The organism is Pseudomonas allii, from assembly GCF_055380095.1.
Genome location: NZ_AP039450.1, coordinates 4698578 through 4717157 on the forward strand (window position 1 = coordinate 4698578; position 18580 = coordinate 4717157).

Genomic DNA, 18580 nt, shown 5'->3' on the forward strand with positions numbered 1-18580 from the left:
ATCCTGAAGGCTTGAACTTCAGCAGGGCGGTAACTATTTGGCACTTGAAAGAAACGTGATCAGCAGCGCAGCGGCATGCCCAGTTCGACGCGCAAACCATCCGGCCGACTGTCGAATTTCAACGAGCAGGAACAGCGTTGCACGATCGCTTGCACGATCGCCAGGCCCAGGCCACAGCCTTCGCTGTTGCCGTTGCGCCAGAAGCGTTGGGTCAGGTATTGCAGGTCCTCGGCGGCAATCTGCTTGCCGTGGTCACGCACGCGCAACACCACATTATCGGCGGCGGTGAATACGCTGAGTTCCACCCGGGTATCCGTCGGCGTGTGGCGCAACGCGTTGTCCAGCAGGTTGCGCAAGGCGGCGACAGCGAGGCCCACCGGCATATCCACCGGGGTGGCCGAGAGGTTGTCCGGCAGGATCAGGTCGATGCGCGAGTTGTCACCGGCATTGGCATCCTGGATCGCCAGGCGCGCTACTTCTTCGGCACTGGAGTGCATGCCATCGTCAAACGACAGGTTGCCCTCCACCCGGGCCAGCAACAGCAATTGCTCCAGGGTCCGATGCAGGCGGTCGGCGCCCTCCTCGGCATGGGCCAGGGACTGGTTGCGGGCCGCGCCCTCGGTCATGCGCGCCACTTGCAGGTGGGTCTTGATCGCGGTGAGCGGGCTGCGCAGTTCGTGGGCGGCGTCACCGGTGAGGCGGCGCTCGCGCTCGATGGTCTTGGCGATGCGTTGCAACAGCTGGTTCTGGGTGTCGAGCAGCGGCTTGAGTTCGCTGGGCAACGGGTGGATCTGCAACGGTTCAAGGGAGTCGGCACTGCGGCGCATCAAGGCGTCACGCATGCGGTTGAGCGGCAGCAGGCTCTGGCCGATGCCCAGCCACAATAGGCACAGGCAGCCCAGCATCGCCACGCCCACCGGCACCGACGCCGCCAGCAGGATCGACAGGTTCAGCGCCTCGCGCTCCACTTGCCGGTCGGCCGTGGTGATCAGCAGGTCACCCCGGGACAGGGTGAAACTGCGCCAGCCCACGCCATCGACGACCTGGTCGCGAAACCCGCTCTTGCGCGACTCCAACCCCTCATCCGGCGTGGTGTGGCTGCGCGCCAGGATTTCCCCGCGCAGGGAACTGACCTGGCAGGCCATGCCGCCGGGCACATTCAATTGTTCAGCGCTGAAATGCGCGCCGCCGCTGACGCTGGCCAGGCCCGGCATCTGTTCGGTCAGCCCCGCCACCATGCGCGCCGACGCCACCAGGCGTTGGTCGAGGGAGAACATCATCTGGTTGCGCAGGTCGTTGAGCATCCAGGCCGCCGCCAGGGCCCAGATCAGCACAAAGGCGGCGCCCAGCTTGAACGTCAGGCGCAGACGCAGGCTTTTCACGATGCGTCCTCGCCTCCATCGGCCGGGCCAAGGCGATACCCGAGGCCGCGCACGGTCTCGACAATGCCATTGCCCAATTTGCGCCGCAGGTGGTGGATATGCACGTTGAGCGCATTGCTTTCCAGCTCGTCGTTGAAGCCGTAGACGCTGTCCTTGAGCTGTTCGCTGGAGAGTACCCGGCCTTTGTTGTGCAGCAGGGCTTGCAACAGCGCCTGTTCGCGACGCGACAGGTCAACCGGCTCGCCGCCCAGGAAGGTTTCGCGGCTGCTGGGGTCGTAGGCCAGGCGGCCATGCTCGATCAGATTGACACTGCGCCCCGCCACCCGTCGCAACAGGGTTTGCAGGCGCGCGGCGAGTTCGCGCAGGTCGAAGGGTTTGAGCAGGTAGTCATCGGCGCCGGCTTGCAGGCCGTCGACGCGGTTGGTCACCGAGTCCCGCGCGGTCAGGATCAGTACCGGTATCTCCAGGCCCTGGCTGCGCTGTTGCTGCAACAACTTGAGGCCATCTTCGTCCGGCAAGCCAAGGTCGAGCACCATGATGTCGAACGTCGCCGCCTTGAGCATCGCGCGTGCAGCGCCCGCCGTGGCCACATGTTCGACGGTGAAACCCTGGGCGGTGAGGCCGGCCACAATGCCGCTGGCGATCAGTTTGTCGTCTTCACAGACCAGTACGTGCATGGTGAACCCTTCATGAAAGATGGGGAGATTAAAGGGGCAGCGGATTAAGCGCAGATTATGCCGCTAAACACCCCACACTCAATCTAGAATAGCCGTGGTTAATCATCGGTTAATCAACGCCACACATTGTGTGCCTACTTGCATCGAACTAAGGCTTGACCATGCGGCATCTGTTTACCTTTCTGCTGGTGTTGTTCGCGGGGCTGGCCCAGGCCGCGCCGGGCAACCCGTTTGAGACCAAACCCGATTTCCTCCCGGTGGGCAAGGCCTTCACCTTTACCTCCGAACGTCTTGAAAGTGGCGAGACCCAGTTGTATTGGCAGATTGCCGACGGCTATTACCTGTACAAGCAGCGTATGAAGTTCGACGGCCTGGCCGAAAAACCCGTGCTGCCCAAAGGCGAGGACCACAGCGACGAGTTCTTCGGCGACCAGGAAGTGTATCGCCAGGGCCTGGAACTGAAGATCCCGGCCGGCGCCACCGGCCAGGTCAAGCTGGGCTGGCAGGGCTGCGCCGACGCGGGCCTGTGTTATCCGCCGCAATCGATCACCGTGGACCTGGGTGGCAACCCCGCCGTCGCCGCCACCGCACAAGCCCAGGACCAGAGCCTGGCCAGCGGTTTGCAACAGCGCAGCCTGGGCTGGAGCCTGTTGATATTCTTCGGCCTCGGCCTGTTACTGGCGTTTGCCCCGTGCTCGTTGCCCATGCTGCCGATTCTCGCCGGCCTGGTGGTGGGCAGTGGCGCCAGCCCGCGTCGCGGTTTTGCCTTGGCGAGCAGCTACGTGGTGTGCATGGCGTTGGTGTATGCGGCGCTGGGCGTATTGGCCGCGCTTTTGGGTGGCAACCTCGCCGCCTGGCTGCAAACACCTTGGATTCTCGGCAGCTTCGCCGCCCTCTTCGTGGTTCTTGCCCTGCCGATGTTCGGCTTCTTCGAGCTGCAACTGCCAGCGTTCCTGCGCGACCGCCTGGACAACGTCAGCCGCCAGCAAAGTGGCGGCAGCCTGGTGGGCGCAGGGATTCTCGGCGCGCTGTCCGGCCTGCTGGTGGGCCCGTGCATGACCGCGCCCCTGGCCGGCGCCCTGCTCTACATCGCCCAGAGTGGCAACGCGCTGCACGGTGGCCTGATCCTGTTCGCCATGGGCATCGGCATCGGCATTCCGCTGTTGCTGCTGGTGACCGTGGGCAACCGCTTCCTGCCCAAGCCGGGCACCTGGATGAACGTGCTCAAGGGCATCTTCGGCTTCCTGTTCCTCGGCACCGCCGTGTTGATGATCCGCCCGGTGGTCGGCGAAAACCTGTGGATCGGCCTGTGGGGCGTACTCGCGCTGATCATGGCCTACTGCGGCTGGACCCTGGCCCGCGAATACGGCCTGGCCGCCAAAGTGTTTGGCGCAGGCTCCCTGGTGTTGGGCCTGTGGGGCGCGGTGCTGGTGGTGGGCGCGGCCGGTGGCAGCGATGATCTGTGGCAACCGCTGAAGGTCTACAGCGGTTCACCGGTCGCCGGCGCAGCGTCCGCCCATGATGCCTTCATGACCATCAACGACCCGGCCGTGCTGCAAAGCCAGCTCGACAGCGCCAAGGCCCAAGGCCAATGGGTGTTGGTGGACTACTACGCCGACTGGTGCGTGTCGTGCAAGATCATGGAAAAACAGGTGTTCGGCAAATCCGAAGTCATGCAGGCACTCAAAGACGTACGCCTGCTGCGCCTGGACGTGACCGCCGACAACGCCGCCAGCCGCGCGCTGCTCGGCCGCTACAAAGTGCCTGGCCCACCGAGCTTCGTGTGGATCGGCCCGGACGGTGAAGAACGCCGCGCCCAACGCATCACCGGCGAAGTGGATGCCGCCGCTTTCCTGCAACGCTGGACGCAAACCCGAGACGCTCTCTGATGCTGACCCTGACCATCGGCACCTTCGCCATCGCCCTGAATCACATCCTGCTGATCAGCGCGCTGATTCTCGCCACCCTGGTGGGCTGGCGCGTGGCCAAGCGTGGTGGTGAAAACCCGGAATCGGTGCTGTTCAGCCTGTTCCTGCTGGGCATGCTCGCTGCCCGCGTCAGCTTTGTGCTGATGTACTGGAGCGACTACCGCAACGACTGGGTGCAGATGGTCGACCTGCGCGACGGCGGCTTCCTTGCCTGGCCGGGCGTGATCGCCCTGGTCCTTGGCGCACTGGCTTATGGCTGGCGCCGCCCGGCCCTGCGCAAGCCGCTGAGTGCCGGGGTGATTACCGGCCTGGTGTTCTGGGGCATGACCAGCTTGTCCCTGAGCCTGTACGACAAGGGCTCGCAGTTGCCGGAGATCACCCTGCGCAATGCCAATGGCGAAGTGGTGCAACTGGCCGACTACAAGGGCGGCCCGCTGGTGATCAACCTGTGGGCCACCTGGTGCCCGCCGTGCCGCCGCGAAATGCCGGTGCTGGAGCGTGCCCAACACCAACGCCCTGACGTGACCTTCCTGTTCGTCAACCAGGCCGAAAGCATGCAGAGCGTCAGTACCTTTCTTGCGACCCAGGGCCTGACCCTCGACAACGTGCTGTTCGACGCCAGCGGCCGCCTCGGCCAGGCCGTGGGCTCGATGGCCTTGCCGACCACCTTGTTCTACCGAGCCGATGGGCGCCTGATCAACAGCCACCTGGGCGAGTTGTCCCAGGCCAGCCTGGCCCGCGCCATGGAACCCTTCGACACCGCCCCTGAAAGGAAACCGACATGCCAAGCCTCCGCCACCTGCTGACCCTGCTGCCGCTGACACTCGCGGCCACCCTGGCCCAGGCCGAAGACTGGCCTGCACCAATCAAACAGATCGAGGCCAAGGGCGCCACGATCCTCGGCAAATTCGACGCCCCCAGCGGCCTCACTGGCTACGCCGCCAAGTACCAGAACCGTGGCATGGCCCTGTACCTGACCGCCGACGGCAAAAGCGTGATCGCCGGCAACCTGTACGATGCCCAAGGCAACGACCTGAGCAGCGCGCCGCTGGAGAAACTGGTGTACGCACCGATGGCCAAGGAAGTCTGGGCCAAGATGGAAAAAAGCAGCTGGATCCAGGACGGCGACGTTAAAGCGCCACGCATCGTCTACCTGTTCAGCGACCCCAACTGCCCGTACTGCAACATGTTCTGGGAACAGGCCCGCCCATGGGTGAAGGCCGGCAAGGTGCAGTTGCGCCACATCATGGTCGGTATTATCCGCGAAGACAGCCCAGGCAAATCCGCCGCGCTGTTTGCCGCTAAAGACCCGCAGAAAGCGTTGGAAGAACATGAGGCCGCCGGTAAAGGCAGCAAGTTGCAGGCGTTGACCAAGATTCCGGCGGATATCGAGGCCAAGCTTGATAGCAACATGAAGTTGATGGATGAGCTGGAGTTGTCGGCGACGCCGGCGATTTTCTATCAGGATGACAAGGGCGGGTTGCAGCAGCAGCAAGGGGCGCCGTCGCCGGAGAAGCTGGTGAAGATTCTTGGGCCGAAATAGGCGGCGCCTTGACTGACGCCATCGGGGGCAAGCCCCCTCCCACATTTGAAATGCGTTCCAAATGTGGGAGGGGCGGTGCGACGGTTCGACTTGCCCCCGATGAGGCCCTGACAGACAACGAAGATTAAAGTCCTTCCAACTCCGCCATCAAATCACTCAACCGATCCACCTTCTCGGCACTGATCTCATTCACCGCCAGCCCATCAATGTACTCAGCCAACTCCGCCACCGTGCTGCACTCGAACATCGCCCGCAGCGGCACATCCCGCTGCAAGGTCTTCTGCACCCGCGAGGCAATCTGTGTGGCCAGCAACGAATGCCCGCCCAGTTCGAAGAAGTTGTCCTGCACCCCTACCCGCTCGACTTTCAGCACTTCGGCCCAGATATCAGCCAAGGTGGTTTCCAGCTCATTGCGCGGTGCCAGGTAGTCCTGGCTGTGCAACTGGCCGATCTCCAGCGCCGGCAGGGCCTTGCGGTCGAGTTTGCCGTTGGCGTTGAGCGGCAGGCGGTCGAGCCACAGCCAGTGCAGCGGCACCATGTATTCCGGCAGCTCGCCGCGCAGGCGTTGCTTGATGCGGTCGAGGCGTTCGCTTGGGTTCAGTGCCTCATCCGCCGCCACCAGATAGCCGACCAGGTGCTTGCCGTTGACGCCCTCCTGCACACCCACCGCTGCGTCGCGCACTTCCGGTTGTTCGTGCAGGCGCGCTTCGATTTCACCCAGTTCGATGCGGTAACCGCGAATCTTCACCTGGTGGTCGACACGCCCGACGTACTCCAGCACGCCATCACTGCGGCGACGCGCCAGGTCGCCGGTGCGGTAAAGCCGCTCGCCCGGCGCACCGAACGGATTCGGCACAAACACCGGCGCAGTGCGCAGCGGGTCACTGACATAACCGCGACCAACGCCCGTACCGGCGACGCACAACTCGCCTACCGCACCTTGGGGCACCAGCTCCAGCGCACCATCCAACAGGTACAAACGGTTGTTGTCGGTCGGCGTGCCGATCGGCAGGTAAGTGCCTCGGGTCGAGGCCAGGTCGACGCGATAAAACGCCACATCGTCCGAGCATTCCGCCGGGCCGTAGGCATTCACCAGCCCGATCTGCGGATAACGCTGCAACCATTGATGCGCCAGTTCCGGTGGCATCGCTTCACCGGTCGGCAACATCCAGCGCAGGCCGTCCAGGCCGATACGGTCCTGGGCCAGCATGCCCTGGATCAGCGACGGCACGCTTTCCAGCACGGTGATGCCCTGGGCCTGCACATGTTCCAACAGGCCCTGGGGATCATGCGCGAAAGTGTTCGGCACGATGTCCACCCGCGCACCGAACAACGGTGCGGCGAGGAACTGCCACACGGAAATATCGAAGCTCTGCGAAGCGGTCTGCGCGATCACATCCGCGTCACTCAAGGCCAGGTACGGCACCTTGCTCAACTGGTTATTGAGCATGCCGCGCTGCTCCACCATCACACCCTTGGGCAGGCCGGTGGAGCCGGAGGTGTAGATCACGTAGGCGAGGTTGTCCGGGCCGCTGTAGATTCCCGGGTTTTCACCACGTGCCGGTATCTCTTCCCACACCAGCAATTGGCAATCGAAGCCGTCCAGCAACTCGATGGCCTGCTCGCGGCACACCTCGGTGCACACCAGCAGCGGCGTGCGGCTCAGGTCGATGATGCTGCGCAGACGCTGGCTCGGCAGGCCGGGGTCGAGCGGCAGGTAGCCGGCACCGGCCTTGAAGCTGCCGATGATCATGCCTAGCAGGTCAAGGTTACGTTCGCCGAGCAACGCCACCGGTTGATCGAGGCCCACGCCGGCTGCAATCAGCGCATGACCCAGGCCGTTACTGCGGCGGTTCAGTTCCTCATAGCTCCATTGCTGATCAAGGCAACTGGCGGCGATGCGCTGCGGATGTGCGGCCACCTGGGTTTCGAACAACTCGATATAGCTGCGCTCCAGCGGGTAGTCATGCTCGCTCTGATTGCAGCCGTCCACCAGGAACTCGCGCTCCTGTTCGCCGATCAGCGGCAAGTCGGCCATGTCGCCATGGAACCCCTGCACCAGCGCCAGCAGCAGGCGCTTGAACTCACCGAGCATGCCTTGCACGGTGGTTTCGTCGAAGTAGCGCTGGTCATAGGACAGGTGCAGCCCCAGGTCATCACCCGGATAGCACACGGCGGTCAGCGGGAAGTTGGTGTGGGTGCGGCCGGAGTCCGAGGTGGCATTCAGGCTTTGCGCACGGTCCAGCACCGCGACTTCCACCGGGGCGTTTTCGAACACGAACAGGCTGTCGAACAACGGCTGGCCCTTGGGCAGTTCGCTGTGCTCCTGGAGGGTCACCAGCGGCAGGTATTCGTACTCGCGCAGTTGCATGTTGCTGTCGAGCAGGCCGCTCAACCACTGGCGCACGCTGCAACGCTGATCGTCCTCGGGCAGTTTCACCCGCAGCGCGATGCTGTTGATGAACAGGCCAACGGTGCGTTGCATCTCCGGCATTTCCACCGGGCGCCCAGCCACGGTGACGCCAAACAGCACGTCACGGTCGCCACTTAAACGGCGCAATACCAGCGCCCACGCTGCCTGGGCGAAGGTATTGACCGTCAGTTGGTGAGCCTGGGCCAGCTCACGCAATTGTGCACCGTCGCGAGCGTCGAGGCGGGTGTAGCAGTCGCCCACCAGCATGCCACCGTGGCCCGCGTGGTCACGCAGGAACGGCCGGTCACTCGGGATTGGCGTGGTGCGCTCGAAGCCTTGCAGGTTCCGCTGCCACCACTGGCGTGCTTCGCTCAGGTTCTGGCGTTGCAGCCAGGCGATGTAATCGCGATAACGCGGCGGCGTGGCCAGTTGCGGGGCGCGGCCTTCGCCCAGGGCCATGTAGATTTCGAAGAAGTCATTCATCAGCAACGAACGGCACCACGCATCGATGAGGATGTGGTGGTTGCTCATCATGAACCAGTAGCGCTCGGCGCCGACGCGGATCAGCCGCAGGTGGAAGGGCGCCTGGTTGAGCAGATCGAAACCGGCCTCGCGCTCCTGCTTGAGCAGTGCTTGCAGGCGCGGTTCCTGTTCGCTTTCCGGGTCGTTGCTCCAGTCCAGGTACTCAATCGGCGTGCTGCCCGGTGTGTGGATCACTTGCAGCATGTCTTCGCCGATGTTCCAGCAGAACGACGCACGCAGGGCTTCGTGGCGAGCGATCACCGCCTGCCAGGCCTGGGCGAAACGCTCGTGGTCGAGGGCGCTGTTGATGCGGTAGCGGTCCTGCATGTAGTAGAGGCCGGTGCCCGGCTCCAGCAGGGTATGCAGCAACAGGCCTTCTTGCATCGGCGTCAGCGGGTAGACGTCTTCGATGACGCTGGCGGGCACCGGCAAGCTGTCGAGCTGCGCCTGGGTCAGGTGCGCCAGCGGGAAGTCGGACGGCGTGAGGCCACCGGCGTCGTCCTGCAGGCAATGCGCGACCAAGCTTTGCAGCTCAGCGAGATAGGCATCTGCCAGTTCACGGATGCTCCGTTGATCATGGCGTTGGCGGCTGAAGGTCCAGCGCAGCACCAGTTCACCGCCGTACACCTGGCTGTCGACGCTCAACTCGTTGGGCAGCGGCGCGTCCGGGTCATGGGCCAGGCCGGCGGACTCGTCCAGCGGGTGGAACAGCGCATCGGCGCCGAAGCTCTGGTCGAACTGCCCCAGGTAGTTGAAGGTGATCTGCGCGCCGGGCAAGGCAGCCACGCTGTGTTTGCACAGATCATCGGCCAGGTAGCGCAACACGCCATAACCCAGGCCCTTATGCGGCACGCCGCGCAGTTGTTCCTTGATCGCCTTGATCGAATCGCCCTGCCCGGCGTGCGGGGTCAGGCGCAGCGGGTAGGCGCTGGTGAACCAGCCGACGCTGCGGGTCAGGTCGATATCATCGAACAGGGTTTCACGGCCGTGGCCTTCCAGTTGGATCAGTGCCGAAGCATGACCAGTCCAACGGCACAGCACACGGGCCAGGGCGGTCAGCAACAGGTCGTTGACCTGGGTGCGATAGGCGCTCGGGGCCTGTTGCAGCAACTGGCGGGTGTGCTCGGCATCCAGGCGCACGCTGACGGTGTCGGCATCGCGATTGCGCCGTGAACCGTGCGGGCGAGTCACCGGCAACCCCACTTCCGGTCCGGCCAATCGGGCCTGCCAGAGGCTCAATTCTTCGCGCAGGGATTCGTTGCCGGCATACGCCTGCAAACGCGCAGACCAGTCACGCAGCGCGCTGGTCTTGGCCGGCAGGCTGACGGAGCGGCCGTCGCTCAGTTGGCGGTAGACCGTTTGCAGGTCTTCGAGCAGGATGCGCCAGGACACGCCATCCACCACCAGGTGATGGATCGCGATCAGCAGGCGTTGTTGCCCTTGGGGGCCGTCCACCAGCAAGGCGCGCAGCAGCGGGCCGTGTTGCAGGTCGAGGCTGCGCTGGGTGTCGGTGAACAGCGCGGTGCACTGCGCCATATCACGCACTTGCGCCTGCATCAGCACGCCACCTTCCGGCACGGCCAGATGCTCGGCGTGCCACTGTGCATCGCGCAGGGAAAAGCTCAGGCGCAACGCATCGTGGTGTTCCAGCACCGCCAGCAGCGCTTGCTCCAGGCGATGAGGGTCCAGCAGTTGCAAGGGTTTGAGGACCAGCGCCTGGTTCCAGTGTTGACGGTTCGGGATCTCGGTGTCGAAGAACCAGTGCTGGATCGGCGTAAGGCCCGAGCGACCGGTGAGCATGCCTTGCTCGGCGCAGATGAGCTCGGAGCGCGTGGCCACGGCGGCCAGGGTTTGCACGGTCTGGTGCTGGAACAGGTCGCGAGGGCTGAAATGAATCCCGGCCTGCCGTGCACGGCTGACCACCTGGATCGACAGGATCGAATCACCGCCCAGTTCAAAGAAGTTATCGTCCAGGCCGACTTGCTGCACATTCAGCACGGCGCACCAGATCGCCGCCAACGTCTGTTCAAGCTCGTTGCGTGGCGCAACATAGGTCTGGCGATTCGCCTCGGGATCCGGCTGCGGTAACGCACGACGGTCGAGTTTGCCGTTGGCGGTCAACGGCATGCTGTCAAGCACGATCAGGTGCGCGGGCACCATGTAGTCCGGCAGTTGCGCCTTGAGGTGCGCCTTGAGCGCATCGCGCAATGCGTGGTGCTCGACATCGCTGACCAGGTAAGCCACCAGCTGTTTGCCACTCGGCGAATCCAGCGCCAGTACCACTGCTTCACGCACGGACTCGTGCTCCAGCAGGCGGGTTTCGATTTCGCCCAATTCGATACGGAAACCGCGAACCTTCACCTGATGGTCGATCCGCCCCAGGTACTCCACCAGGCCATCGGCGCGTTGGCGCACCAGGTCGCCGGTGCGGTACAGGCGTCCACCGTTGCTCGCAAACGGGTCCGCGACAAAGCGCTCGGCGGTCATGCCCGGACGCTGGTGATATCCCTGGGCCAGGCCGGCGCCACCGATGTACAACTCGCCGGTCGACCCTTGCGGCACCAGGGCCAGGTCGGCATCGAGAATGTATGCCACGCGCTCACCGATGATGCTGCCGATCGGCACGCTGCCAGCGCCCTCCTCCAACTGCTCGGGCGCGAGGCTGGCCAGTGGCATCACCACGGTTTCAGTCGGGCCATAGGCGTTGAAGAATACCTGCGGCTGGAACGCGGCGCGGATGCGCTGCAGGTGTTCGCCGGTCAGCGCTTCGCCACCGGTGATGCACATGCGCACCGGCAATGTCTGCTGCTGGGTCGCCAGCCATTGCGCCAACTGGCTGCCGTAGCTCGGCGTAAAGCCCAGGATAGTGATGCGATGGGTGCGGATCAGCCCGCAGATTTCTTCTGCATCCCACTGGCCCTGGGCCCGCAACACCACCTGCGCACCGCTGAGCAACGGCACCAGCAGGCGCTCAGTGGCGGCGTCAAAGTTGATCGAATAGAAGTGCAGCTCGCAATCGTCCGGGCGCATGCCAAACCGCTCGATCACCGCCGCGCAATGCATGGCAATTTCACCGTGGGCCACCACCACGCCCTTGGGCTTGCCGGTGGAGCCGGAGGTGTAGATCAAGTACGCCTGGTGTTGCGGCAGGCTGATAAACGGCAGCTCATCGGCTGGGTAGTTGGCGAGTACCGGCAAATCATCTTCCAGGCACCAGCACGCCACGCTCGCCGGCAATTCGCCAAGGGCTTCGAACATCGCCGCATCGCTGAGCAGCAGGCCGACGCCGCTGTCTTCGATCATGTAGTGCAGGCGGTCCAGCGGGTATTCCGGGTCCAGCGGCACGTAGGCGCCGCCGGCCTTGAGGATCGCCAGCAGGCCGATGACCATTTCCAGCGAACGCGGCAACGCCAGGCCGACCCGCACCTGCGGGCCGACGCCACGCTCGCACAGCATCCAGGCCAGGCGATTGGCGCGGGCGTCCAGTTCGCGGTAGCTGAGGGTAACGCCGGCGAAGGTCAGCGCGGGCGCATCGCCACGGGCTTTCGCCTGCTGGCTGAACAGCGTGTGAATGCACTGATCAAGGCGATGTTCACCGGCTTCGACGCCCAGGCTGTCCTGTAGCGCGCGCTGTTCCGTAGCACTGAGCAACGGCAATTCGCTCAGACGCTGCTCGGGATTGGCGATCAACGCTTCCAACAGGTTGCGCCAATGCTCGGCCATGCGGGCGATGCGTGGCTCATCAAACAAATCGGTGCTGTAGGTCAGGCAGCAACCCAGGCGATGGTCGAGGTCGGTGACTTCCAGGTTGAGGTCGAACTTGGTCGCGCGGGCATCGTTGGCCAGGTACTCGACGGTCATGCCAGCCAGTTGGCGGCTCTGCTGGAATTCCCAGCGCTGCACGTTGCACATCACCTGGAACAGCGGGTTGTAGGCCGCGCTGCGCGGCGGTTGCAGGGCTTCCACCAAGTGGTCGAAGGGCAAGTCCTGATGGGACTGGCCTTCGATCACGGTGTGGCGCACCTGTTCGAACAGCTCAGCCACGTTCATCTGCCCGTTGAGCTGGCAACGCAGCACCTGGGTATTGAGGAACGCGCCGATCAGCCCTTCGCTTTCCGGGCGAATACGGTTGGCCACGGGCGCACCGATGCGCAGGTCGGTCTGGCCGCTGTAGCGGTAGAGCAACACGGCCAGGGTGGCGGTCATGGTCATGAACAGGGTCAGGCCGTGTTCGGCGTTGAAGGCACGCACGCGGGCGGCCAGGTCATCGCTCAAATCGAAGCGGTACAGCTCGCCCCGATGGCTTTGTACCGGTGGGCGTGGGCGGTCGCCGGGCAGTTCGAGCAGCGGATGTTCGGTGCCCAGTTGCCGAGTCCAGTAATCCAACTGGCGCTGACGTTCACCCGCTTCCATCCACTGGCGCTGCCACACGCTGTAGTCCAGATATTGCACCGGCAACGGCGCCAGCGGCGACAGGCGTTCGTCGATAAAGGCTTCGTACAACGCGCTGAGTTCACGGGCAAAGATGTCCATGGCCCAGCCTTCGGTGACGATATGGTGCAGGGTCAGCACCAGGTAATGTTCGCGCTCGCCAGCCTTGACCAGACAGGCGCGCAGCAACGGCCCGGTTTCCAGGTTGAACGGCGTATGCGCCTCGTGATCGGCCAGTTGCTGCAAGCGTTGCTGGCGTTCGGGTTCGGCCAGCGCGGAGAAGTCCTGCCAGTCCATACGCAGGCCGGTCTGCGTCGAGACCTTCTGATAAGCCACGCCGTCGATACTCGGAAAGGTGGTGCGCAGGGTTTCGTGCCGCATGATCAGCGCTTGCAACGCCGCCTCGAAACGCCCCACGTCCAGCACGCCACGCAAGCGCGCCATGCCACCGACGTTGTACGCCGGGCTGTCCGGCTCCATCTGCCAGAGGAACCACATGCGCTGCTGGGAATAGGACAACGGCACCGGCTGGCTGCGGTCGACCTTGGCGATGGCGGTTTGTTGGTTGCGTTGACCCGACGCCTGGATCAGCCCGACCTGTTCGGCAAAAGCGCCCAACTCGCTGGCTTCGAACAAGGTGCGCAACGGCAACTCGACGTCACACGCCTGGCGGGTGCGGGAGATGATTTGCGTGGCGAGCAGCGAGTGGCCGCCCAGGGCGAAGAAGTCATCGTGCAGGCCGATTGTCGGCAGCCCGAGGACCTCGCGCCAGATTGCAGCGATCTGCTGTTGCAACGGCGTTTCGGGTTCGACGTGTTCACGGGTTTGCCACACCGGCTCCGGCAATGCGCGGCGGTCCAACTTGCCGCTGGGGCTCAACGGCATGGCGTCCAGGCGCATCAACAGCGCGGGCACCATGTACTCCGGCAGTTCGGCATCCAGGGCGGTCCTGACCTGCTGTTCGTCCAGTTCGGCATAGGCGGTGTAGTAGCCGATCAACTGGGCGTCACGCACCAGCACCACGGCCTGGGCGATGCCATCCAGGGCGAGCAGGCGCGCTTCGATTTCTTCCGGTTCCACGCGGAAACCGCGCAGCTTGACCTGCTGATCGAGACGGCCGAGGTACTCAAGCACACCGTCAGCGTTCCACCGGGCACGGTCACCGGTGCGGTACAGGCGCGCACCTTGGTGGTCGGCGACAAAGCGCTCAGCGGTCAACCCAGGGCGACCAAGGTAACCCCGCGCCAGGCCGATCCCGCCGATGCACAGCTCACCCGGCACGCCAACGGGCACGGGGTTGAGCTGCTCATCCAGCACACGGCAAATCACATTGCCCAGCGGACGGCCAATCGGCGAGCGCTCGCCATCCTCGGCACGGCAGTGCCAGTGGGTCACGTTGATTGCGGTTTCGGTCGGGCCATAGCGGTTGTGCAATTGCACCGCCGGCAACTGCGCCAGCACGCGGTTGCGCAGCTCGGCAGGCAAGGCTTCGCCACCGGAGAACAGGCGGCGCAGGCTGGTGCATTCGGCCACCAGCGGTTCATCGATAAACAGCTGCAACAGCGGCGGCACAAAGTGCAGCGTGGTCACGCCGTGCTCCTGCACTAACTGCGCGATGCGGTGCGGGTCGCGATGCTCGCCGGGGCCGGCCAGCACCAGGCGGCAACCGGTGATCAGCGGCCAGAAGCATTCCCACACCGACACGTCAAAACTGATCGGCGCCTTTTGCATCAGCACATCGCTGGCGTCGAGTTGATAAGTGGCCTGCATCCACTGCAAGCGCTCGGCCAGCGCCCCATGGGTATTGCCCACGCCCTTGGGCTGACCGGTGGAACCGGAGGTGTAGATCACGTAGGCGAGGTTATCGCCGTGCAGGTGCAGGCCGGGCGGCTGGGTGGGCCAGCTGTCGAGGTGCAGGCTGTCCATTGCAATCACGCACACGCCGTCAGCGCTCGGCACCCGTTCCAGCAATGCAGTCTGGGTCAGCAGCAGGTGGACGCCGCTGTCCTTGAGCATGTAGGCCAGGCGTTCGGCGGGGTAGTCCGGGTCCAGGGGGACGTAGGCGCCACCGGCCTTGATGATCGCCAGCAGGCCGATCAGCAGTTGCGGCGAACGCTCGGCGGCGATGGCCACGCACACGTCCGGACCCACGCCTTTGTCGCGCAGGTAGTGGGCCAGGCGGTTGGCCTGGGTGTGCAATTGGGCGAAGGTCAGGCTGCCGCCGTCCCAGACCAGCGCGGTGCTGTCCGAGGTCTGCTGGTTGAGCAGATCGGGCAGCCACTGTTGGGCGGGCGCGCAAGGGGCTTCGCTGTATGGCGCCTGTTCGTCGTGCTGCATCAGCATGAGGTCGCCGATGGCTTGCCGAGGCTGTTCGCAGACGGCATGCAGCAGGTTGATGTAGTGCTCGGCCAGGCGCTGGATGGTCGCGTTTTCGAACAGTTCATCGGCGTAGTCGAACGACAGGCTCAGGCGCCCGTTGCGGTCTTCTTCGGTGTGCAATTGCAGGTCGAACTTGGCTTCGCGGCTATGCCACGGCAGCTCGTCGGCGAGTATGCCCGGCAGGCGGCGCAAGGCGCTGAGGTCGCGTTGCTGGTGATTGAACATGACCTGGAACAGGCCCTGTTCGCGGGCTTGCGGGAAAGCTTCCAACAGTTGCTCGAAGGGCAGGTCCTGATGGGCTTGGGCGCCCAATGCCGTTTGGCGTGTCGCGGCCAATAGCTCGTTGAACGGCAGGCGCCCATCTAGCTCGGCACGCAACACGAGGGTGTTGATGAAGAAGCCGACCAGGCCTTGGGTTTCCTGGCGCGGGCGGTTGGCGTTGGGCACGCCGATGCGGATATCGCGCTGGCCGCTGTAGCGATGCAGCAGGCTTTGGAATGCCGCCAACAGCAGCATGAATGGGGTGGACTCGTTGGCCTGGGCGGCGTGGCGAATCGCTTTGCTGAGGCTGGCGCCAAGCCGCACGGTGTGGCGTGAGGCACTGTGACAGTGGTGTACCGAGCGCGGGTGGTCGGTCGCCAGGCTGAGGGTGGGATGCTCTTCACCCAATTGCGCTTTCCAGTACGCCAGTTGGCGCTGGCCTTCACCTTCGGCCAGCCATTGGCGCTGCCAACTGCCGTAGTCGGCGTATTGCAGGACCAGGGGCGGCAGTTCCAGGGTCTGGCCTTGGGCTGCGGCGGCGTAGAGGCGCGAGAATTCGTCGATCAAAATGTTGAGCGACCAGCCGTCGGCGATGATGTGGTGCAGGGTCACCAGCAGTTGGTGATCTTCGTCATCCAGACGCACCAGGGTCACCCACAGCAGCGGGCCTTTTTCCAGGTCGAACTGGGTGCGCGCTTCGTCTTCGCGGATCTGTTGCGCACGGGCTTCGCGCTCGGCAACGGGCAGGTCGCTGAGGTCGATGACTTGCAGTTCGAAATCCGCTTTGGCGTCGACACGCTGGAAAGCCTGGCCGTCGCGCTCATAGAAGCGCGTACGCAGGGCTTCGTGGCGCTGGATCAACTGCTGGAAGCTGGCGCGCACCGCGTCTTCGTCCAACTCGCCGCGCAGGCGCAGGGCACCGGGGATGGTGTAGGCGCTGCTGTGCGGCTCCAGTTGCCAGGTGATCCACAGGCGGTTCTGTGCCAGGGATTGGGGCAGTTCCTCCTGACGGGACAGCTTGTGGATTACACCTTGGGCGACGCCGCCATCCTGCTGCAATTGCGCGACAGTCGCGGCAAAGCCTTGCAGGGTCGGCGCTTCGAACAGCAGGCGCAGGCTCAACTCCAGGCCGAGGGTTTCACGCAGGCGCGCGACCACTTGGGTGGCAGTGATGGAGTTGCCGCCGAGCAGGAAGAAGTGGTCATTGGCCGCAACGGTCGCGACCTGCAACTGTTCGCACCAGATCGCGGCGATCTGGTTTTGCAGGTCGGACTCCAGCGCTCCGGTGCTCACCTGCGCTTGCAGATCGGGGAACTGCGCATAGCTGTCGAGGCTGCCGTCCCTGTGACGAAGCGCACATGCCGCGCGTTGCACCTTGCCGCTGGAAGTCTTCGGCAAGGCACCGGGATTGAGCAACACCACCACGCTCGGCGCCTCTTGATAGGCCTCGGCGACGGCCTGGCGGATCGCCTTGATCAGCGCTTCGGGCGGCAGGATCTTCTGCACGCTACGGCTGATTTCGGCGGCAATGCCGATGCCTTCCAGGCCCTGGTCATTCACCGCGAACGCGGCGACCCGGCCTTTGCGCACCACTTCCACTTCGCGCTCGATGGTCTGCTCGATGTCCTGCGGGTACAGGTTGTGGCCACGCACGATCAGCAGGTCCTTGAGGCGGCCGGTGATGTACACCTCGCCGTCCCGGATAAACCCCAGGTCGCCGGTGCGCAGCCAGGTACGGCCGGCGTGTTGCACGAAGGTCTTGGCGGTGGCCTCGGGGTTGCGCCAGTAGCCATGGGCGATGCTCGGCCCGCTGGCCCAGAGTTCGCCGACGTGGTTGTCGGGCAGTTCGGCGAGGCTGTGCGGGTCAGCGATCAGCACCGCATGTTCGGGCTGGCTGGTGCCGCAACTCATGATCGCGCTGCCCTGCCCTGGCTCGGCGCGGTTGGCGGCCAGGGCCTGTTCGTCGACACGCAGCGCGGGGATGCCATGGCCACGAGTGCCGCCGGCGACAAACAGGGTTGCTTCGGCCAGGCCGTAGGAGGCGAAGAAACTGTTCGGGGTAAAACCGCAGGCGGCGAACTTCTCGGCGAAGCGCTCCAGGGTGTCGAGGCGGATCGGTTCGGAGCCGGAATAAGCCACGCGCCACTGGCTCAGGTCCAGGCGTTCCAGGGCCGAGTCGCTGACCCGCTCACTGCACAGGCGGTAGGCGAAGTCCGGGCCGCCACTGATGGTGCCGCCGTATTCGCTGATCGCTTCCAGCCAGCGCAAAGGCCGGCCAAGGAAGTAGGCCGGCGACATCAGCACGCACGGTACGCCACTGAAGATCGGTTGCAGCAGGCCGCCGATCAGGCCCATGTCGTGGTACAGCGGCAACCAGCTGACGATCACGTCGTCGGGGTTGAGGTCGATGCCAAAACCGCGCCGGATCAGCACTTCGTTGGCCACCAGGTTGCCATGGCTGACTTGCACGCCCTTGGGCAGCGCGGTGGAGCCTGAGGTGTATTGCAGGAAAGCGATATCATCGGGATGCAGGTCGGGGGCGGTCCAGTCGCCAGCGCTCTGCAAGGTATCGACGCTCAAGACCGGCGGCGCGTTGTCGATCTGCGCCAAGCCGTCGGCGAGACTGGCGATGGTCAGCAACAGACGCGGCTGGGCATCGCTGATGATCGACAGCAGGCGCTCCTGGTGATGGCGGCGGGTGGACTCTGGCGGATACGCCGGCACCGCGATGACCCCCGCGTACAGGCAACCAAAGAACGCCGCGACATAATCCGGGCCGCTGGGGAACAACAGCACCGCGCGGTCGCCCAGCTCGGCATTGGCCTGCAACGCAGCGGCGATGGTGCGGGCGCGCTGGTCGAGGTCGCGGTAACTGAGCACAACGCTGTGCTCGGCGGATTCGGCGAGGAAGCGCAGGGCAACCTGGTCCGGGGTCTGCGCGGCGCGACGTTGAAGGGACTGGACCAGGGTGCGGGGAAGTTCGAAGGCGTCCATCATGGGGTTCCTGCCTGAAATCGGCTTACGGGAAATTCAAGAATTCGGGG

6 protein-coding genes are annotated in these 18580 nt (G+C 64.5%); 3 read left to right on the forward strand and 3 right to left on the reverse strand.

Annotated elements, in window-relative coordinates; translation table 11 throughout:
- Window positions 1–59: 59 nt before the first annotated feature.
- Together ACZ445_RS21440 and ACZ445_RS21445 are read right to left on the reverse strand one after the other, a co-directional pair.
- Window positions 60–1382: an ATP-binding protein gene (locus ACZ445_RS21440; protein WP_464707539.1), complete on the reverse strand. Its 1323-nt coding sequence runs from the start codon at window positions 1380–1382 to the stop codon at window positions 60–62.
- The gene (locus tag ACZ445_RS21445) at window positions 1379–2059 is read right to left on the reverse strand and encodes a response regulator (protein ID WP_028617287.1); all 681 of its coding nucleotides are present in this window, start codon (window positions 2057–2059) and stop codon (window positions 1379–1381) included. The genes ACZ445_RS21440 and ACZ445_RS21445 overlap by 4 nt, the downstream gene beginning before the upstream one ends.
- 161 nt (window positions 2060–2220) lie before the next feature.
- Here ACZ445_RS21445 and dsbD point away from each other — a divergent pair, with 161 nt between their 5' ends.
- Genes dsbD through dsbG form a run of 3 tightly spaced genes read left to right on the forward strand, consistent with a single transcriptional unit; the run spans window position 2221 to window position 5530 of the window.
- Window positions 2221–3948 (forward strand): protein-disulfide reductase DsbD, encoded by a 1728-nt coding sequence (dsbD, locus tag ACZ445_RS21450; protein WP_464707540.1) that lies wholly within the window; start codon window positions 2221–2223, stop codon window positions 3946–3948.
- On the forward strand, window positions 3948–4793 hold the full coding sequence (locus ACZ445_RS21455; protein ID WP_058424658.1) for a TlpA disulfide reductase family protein: 846 nt from the start codon (window positions 3948–3950) through the stop codon (window positions 4791–4793). The genes dsbD and ACZ445_RS21455 overlap by 1 nt, the downstream gene beginning before the upstream one ends.
- Complete coding sequence (gene dsbG / locus ACZ445_RS21460; RefSeq protein WP_179029220.1) at window positions 4769–5530, forward strand: thiol:disulfide interchange protein DsbG; 762 nt, start codon at window positions 4769–4771, stop codon at window positions 5528–5530. Before ACZ445_RS21455 ends, dsbG begins: the two co-directional genes overlap by 25 nt.
- Before the next feature lie 124 nt (window positions 5531–5654).
- Here dsbG and ACZ445_RS21465 read toward each other — a convergent pair whose 3' ends face one another.
- A complete protein-coding gene (locus ACZ445_RS21465) occupies window positions 5655–18533 on the reverse strand; it encodes a non-ribosomal peptide synthetase (protein WP_464707542.1) in 12879 nt (4292 codons plus the stop codon).
- Between the last annotated feature and the right edge of the window lie 47 nt (window positions 18534–18580).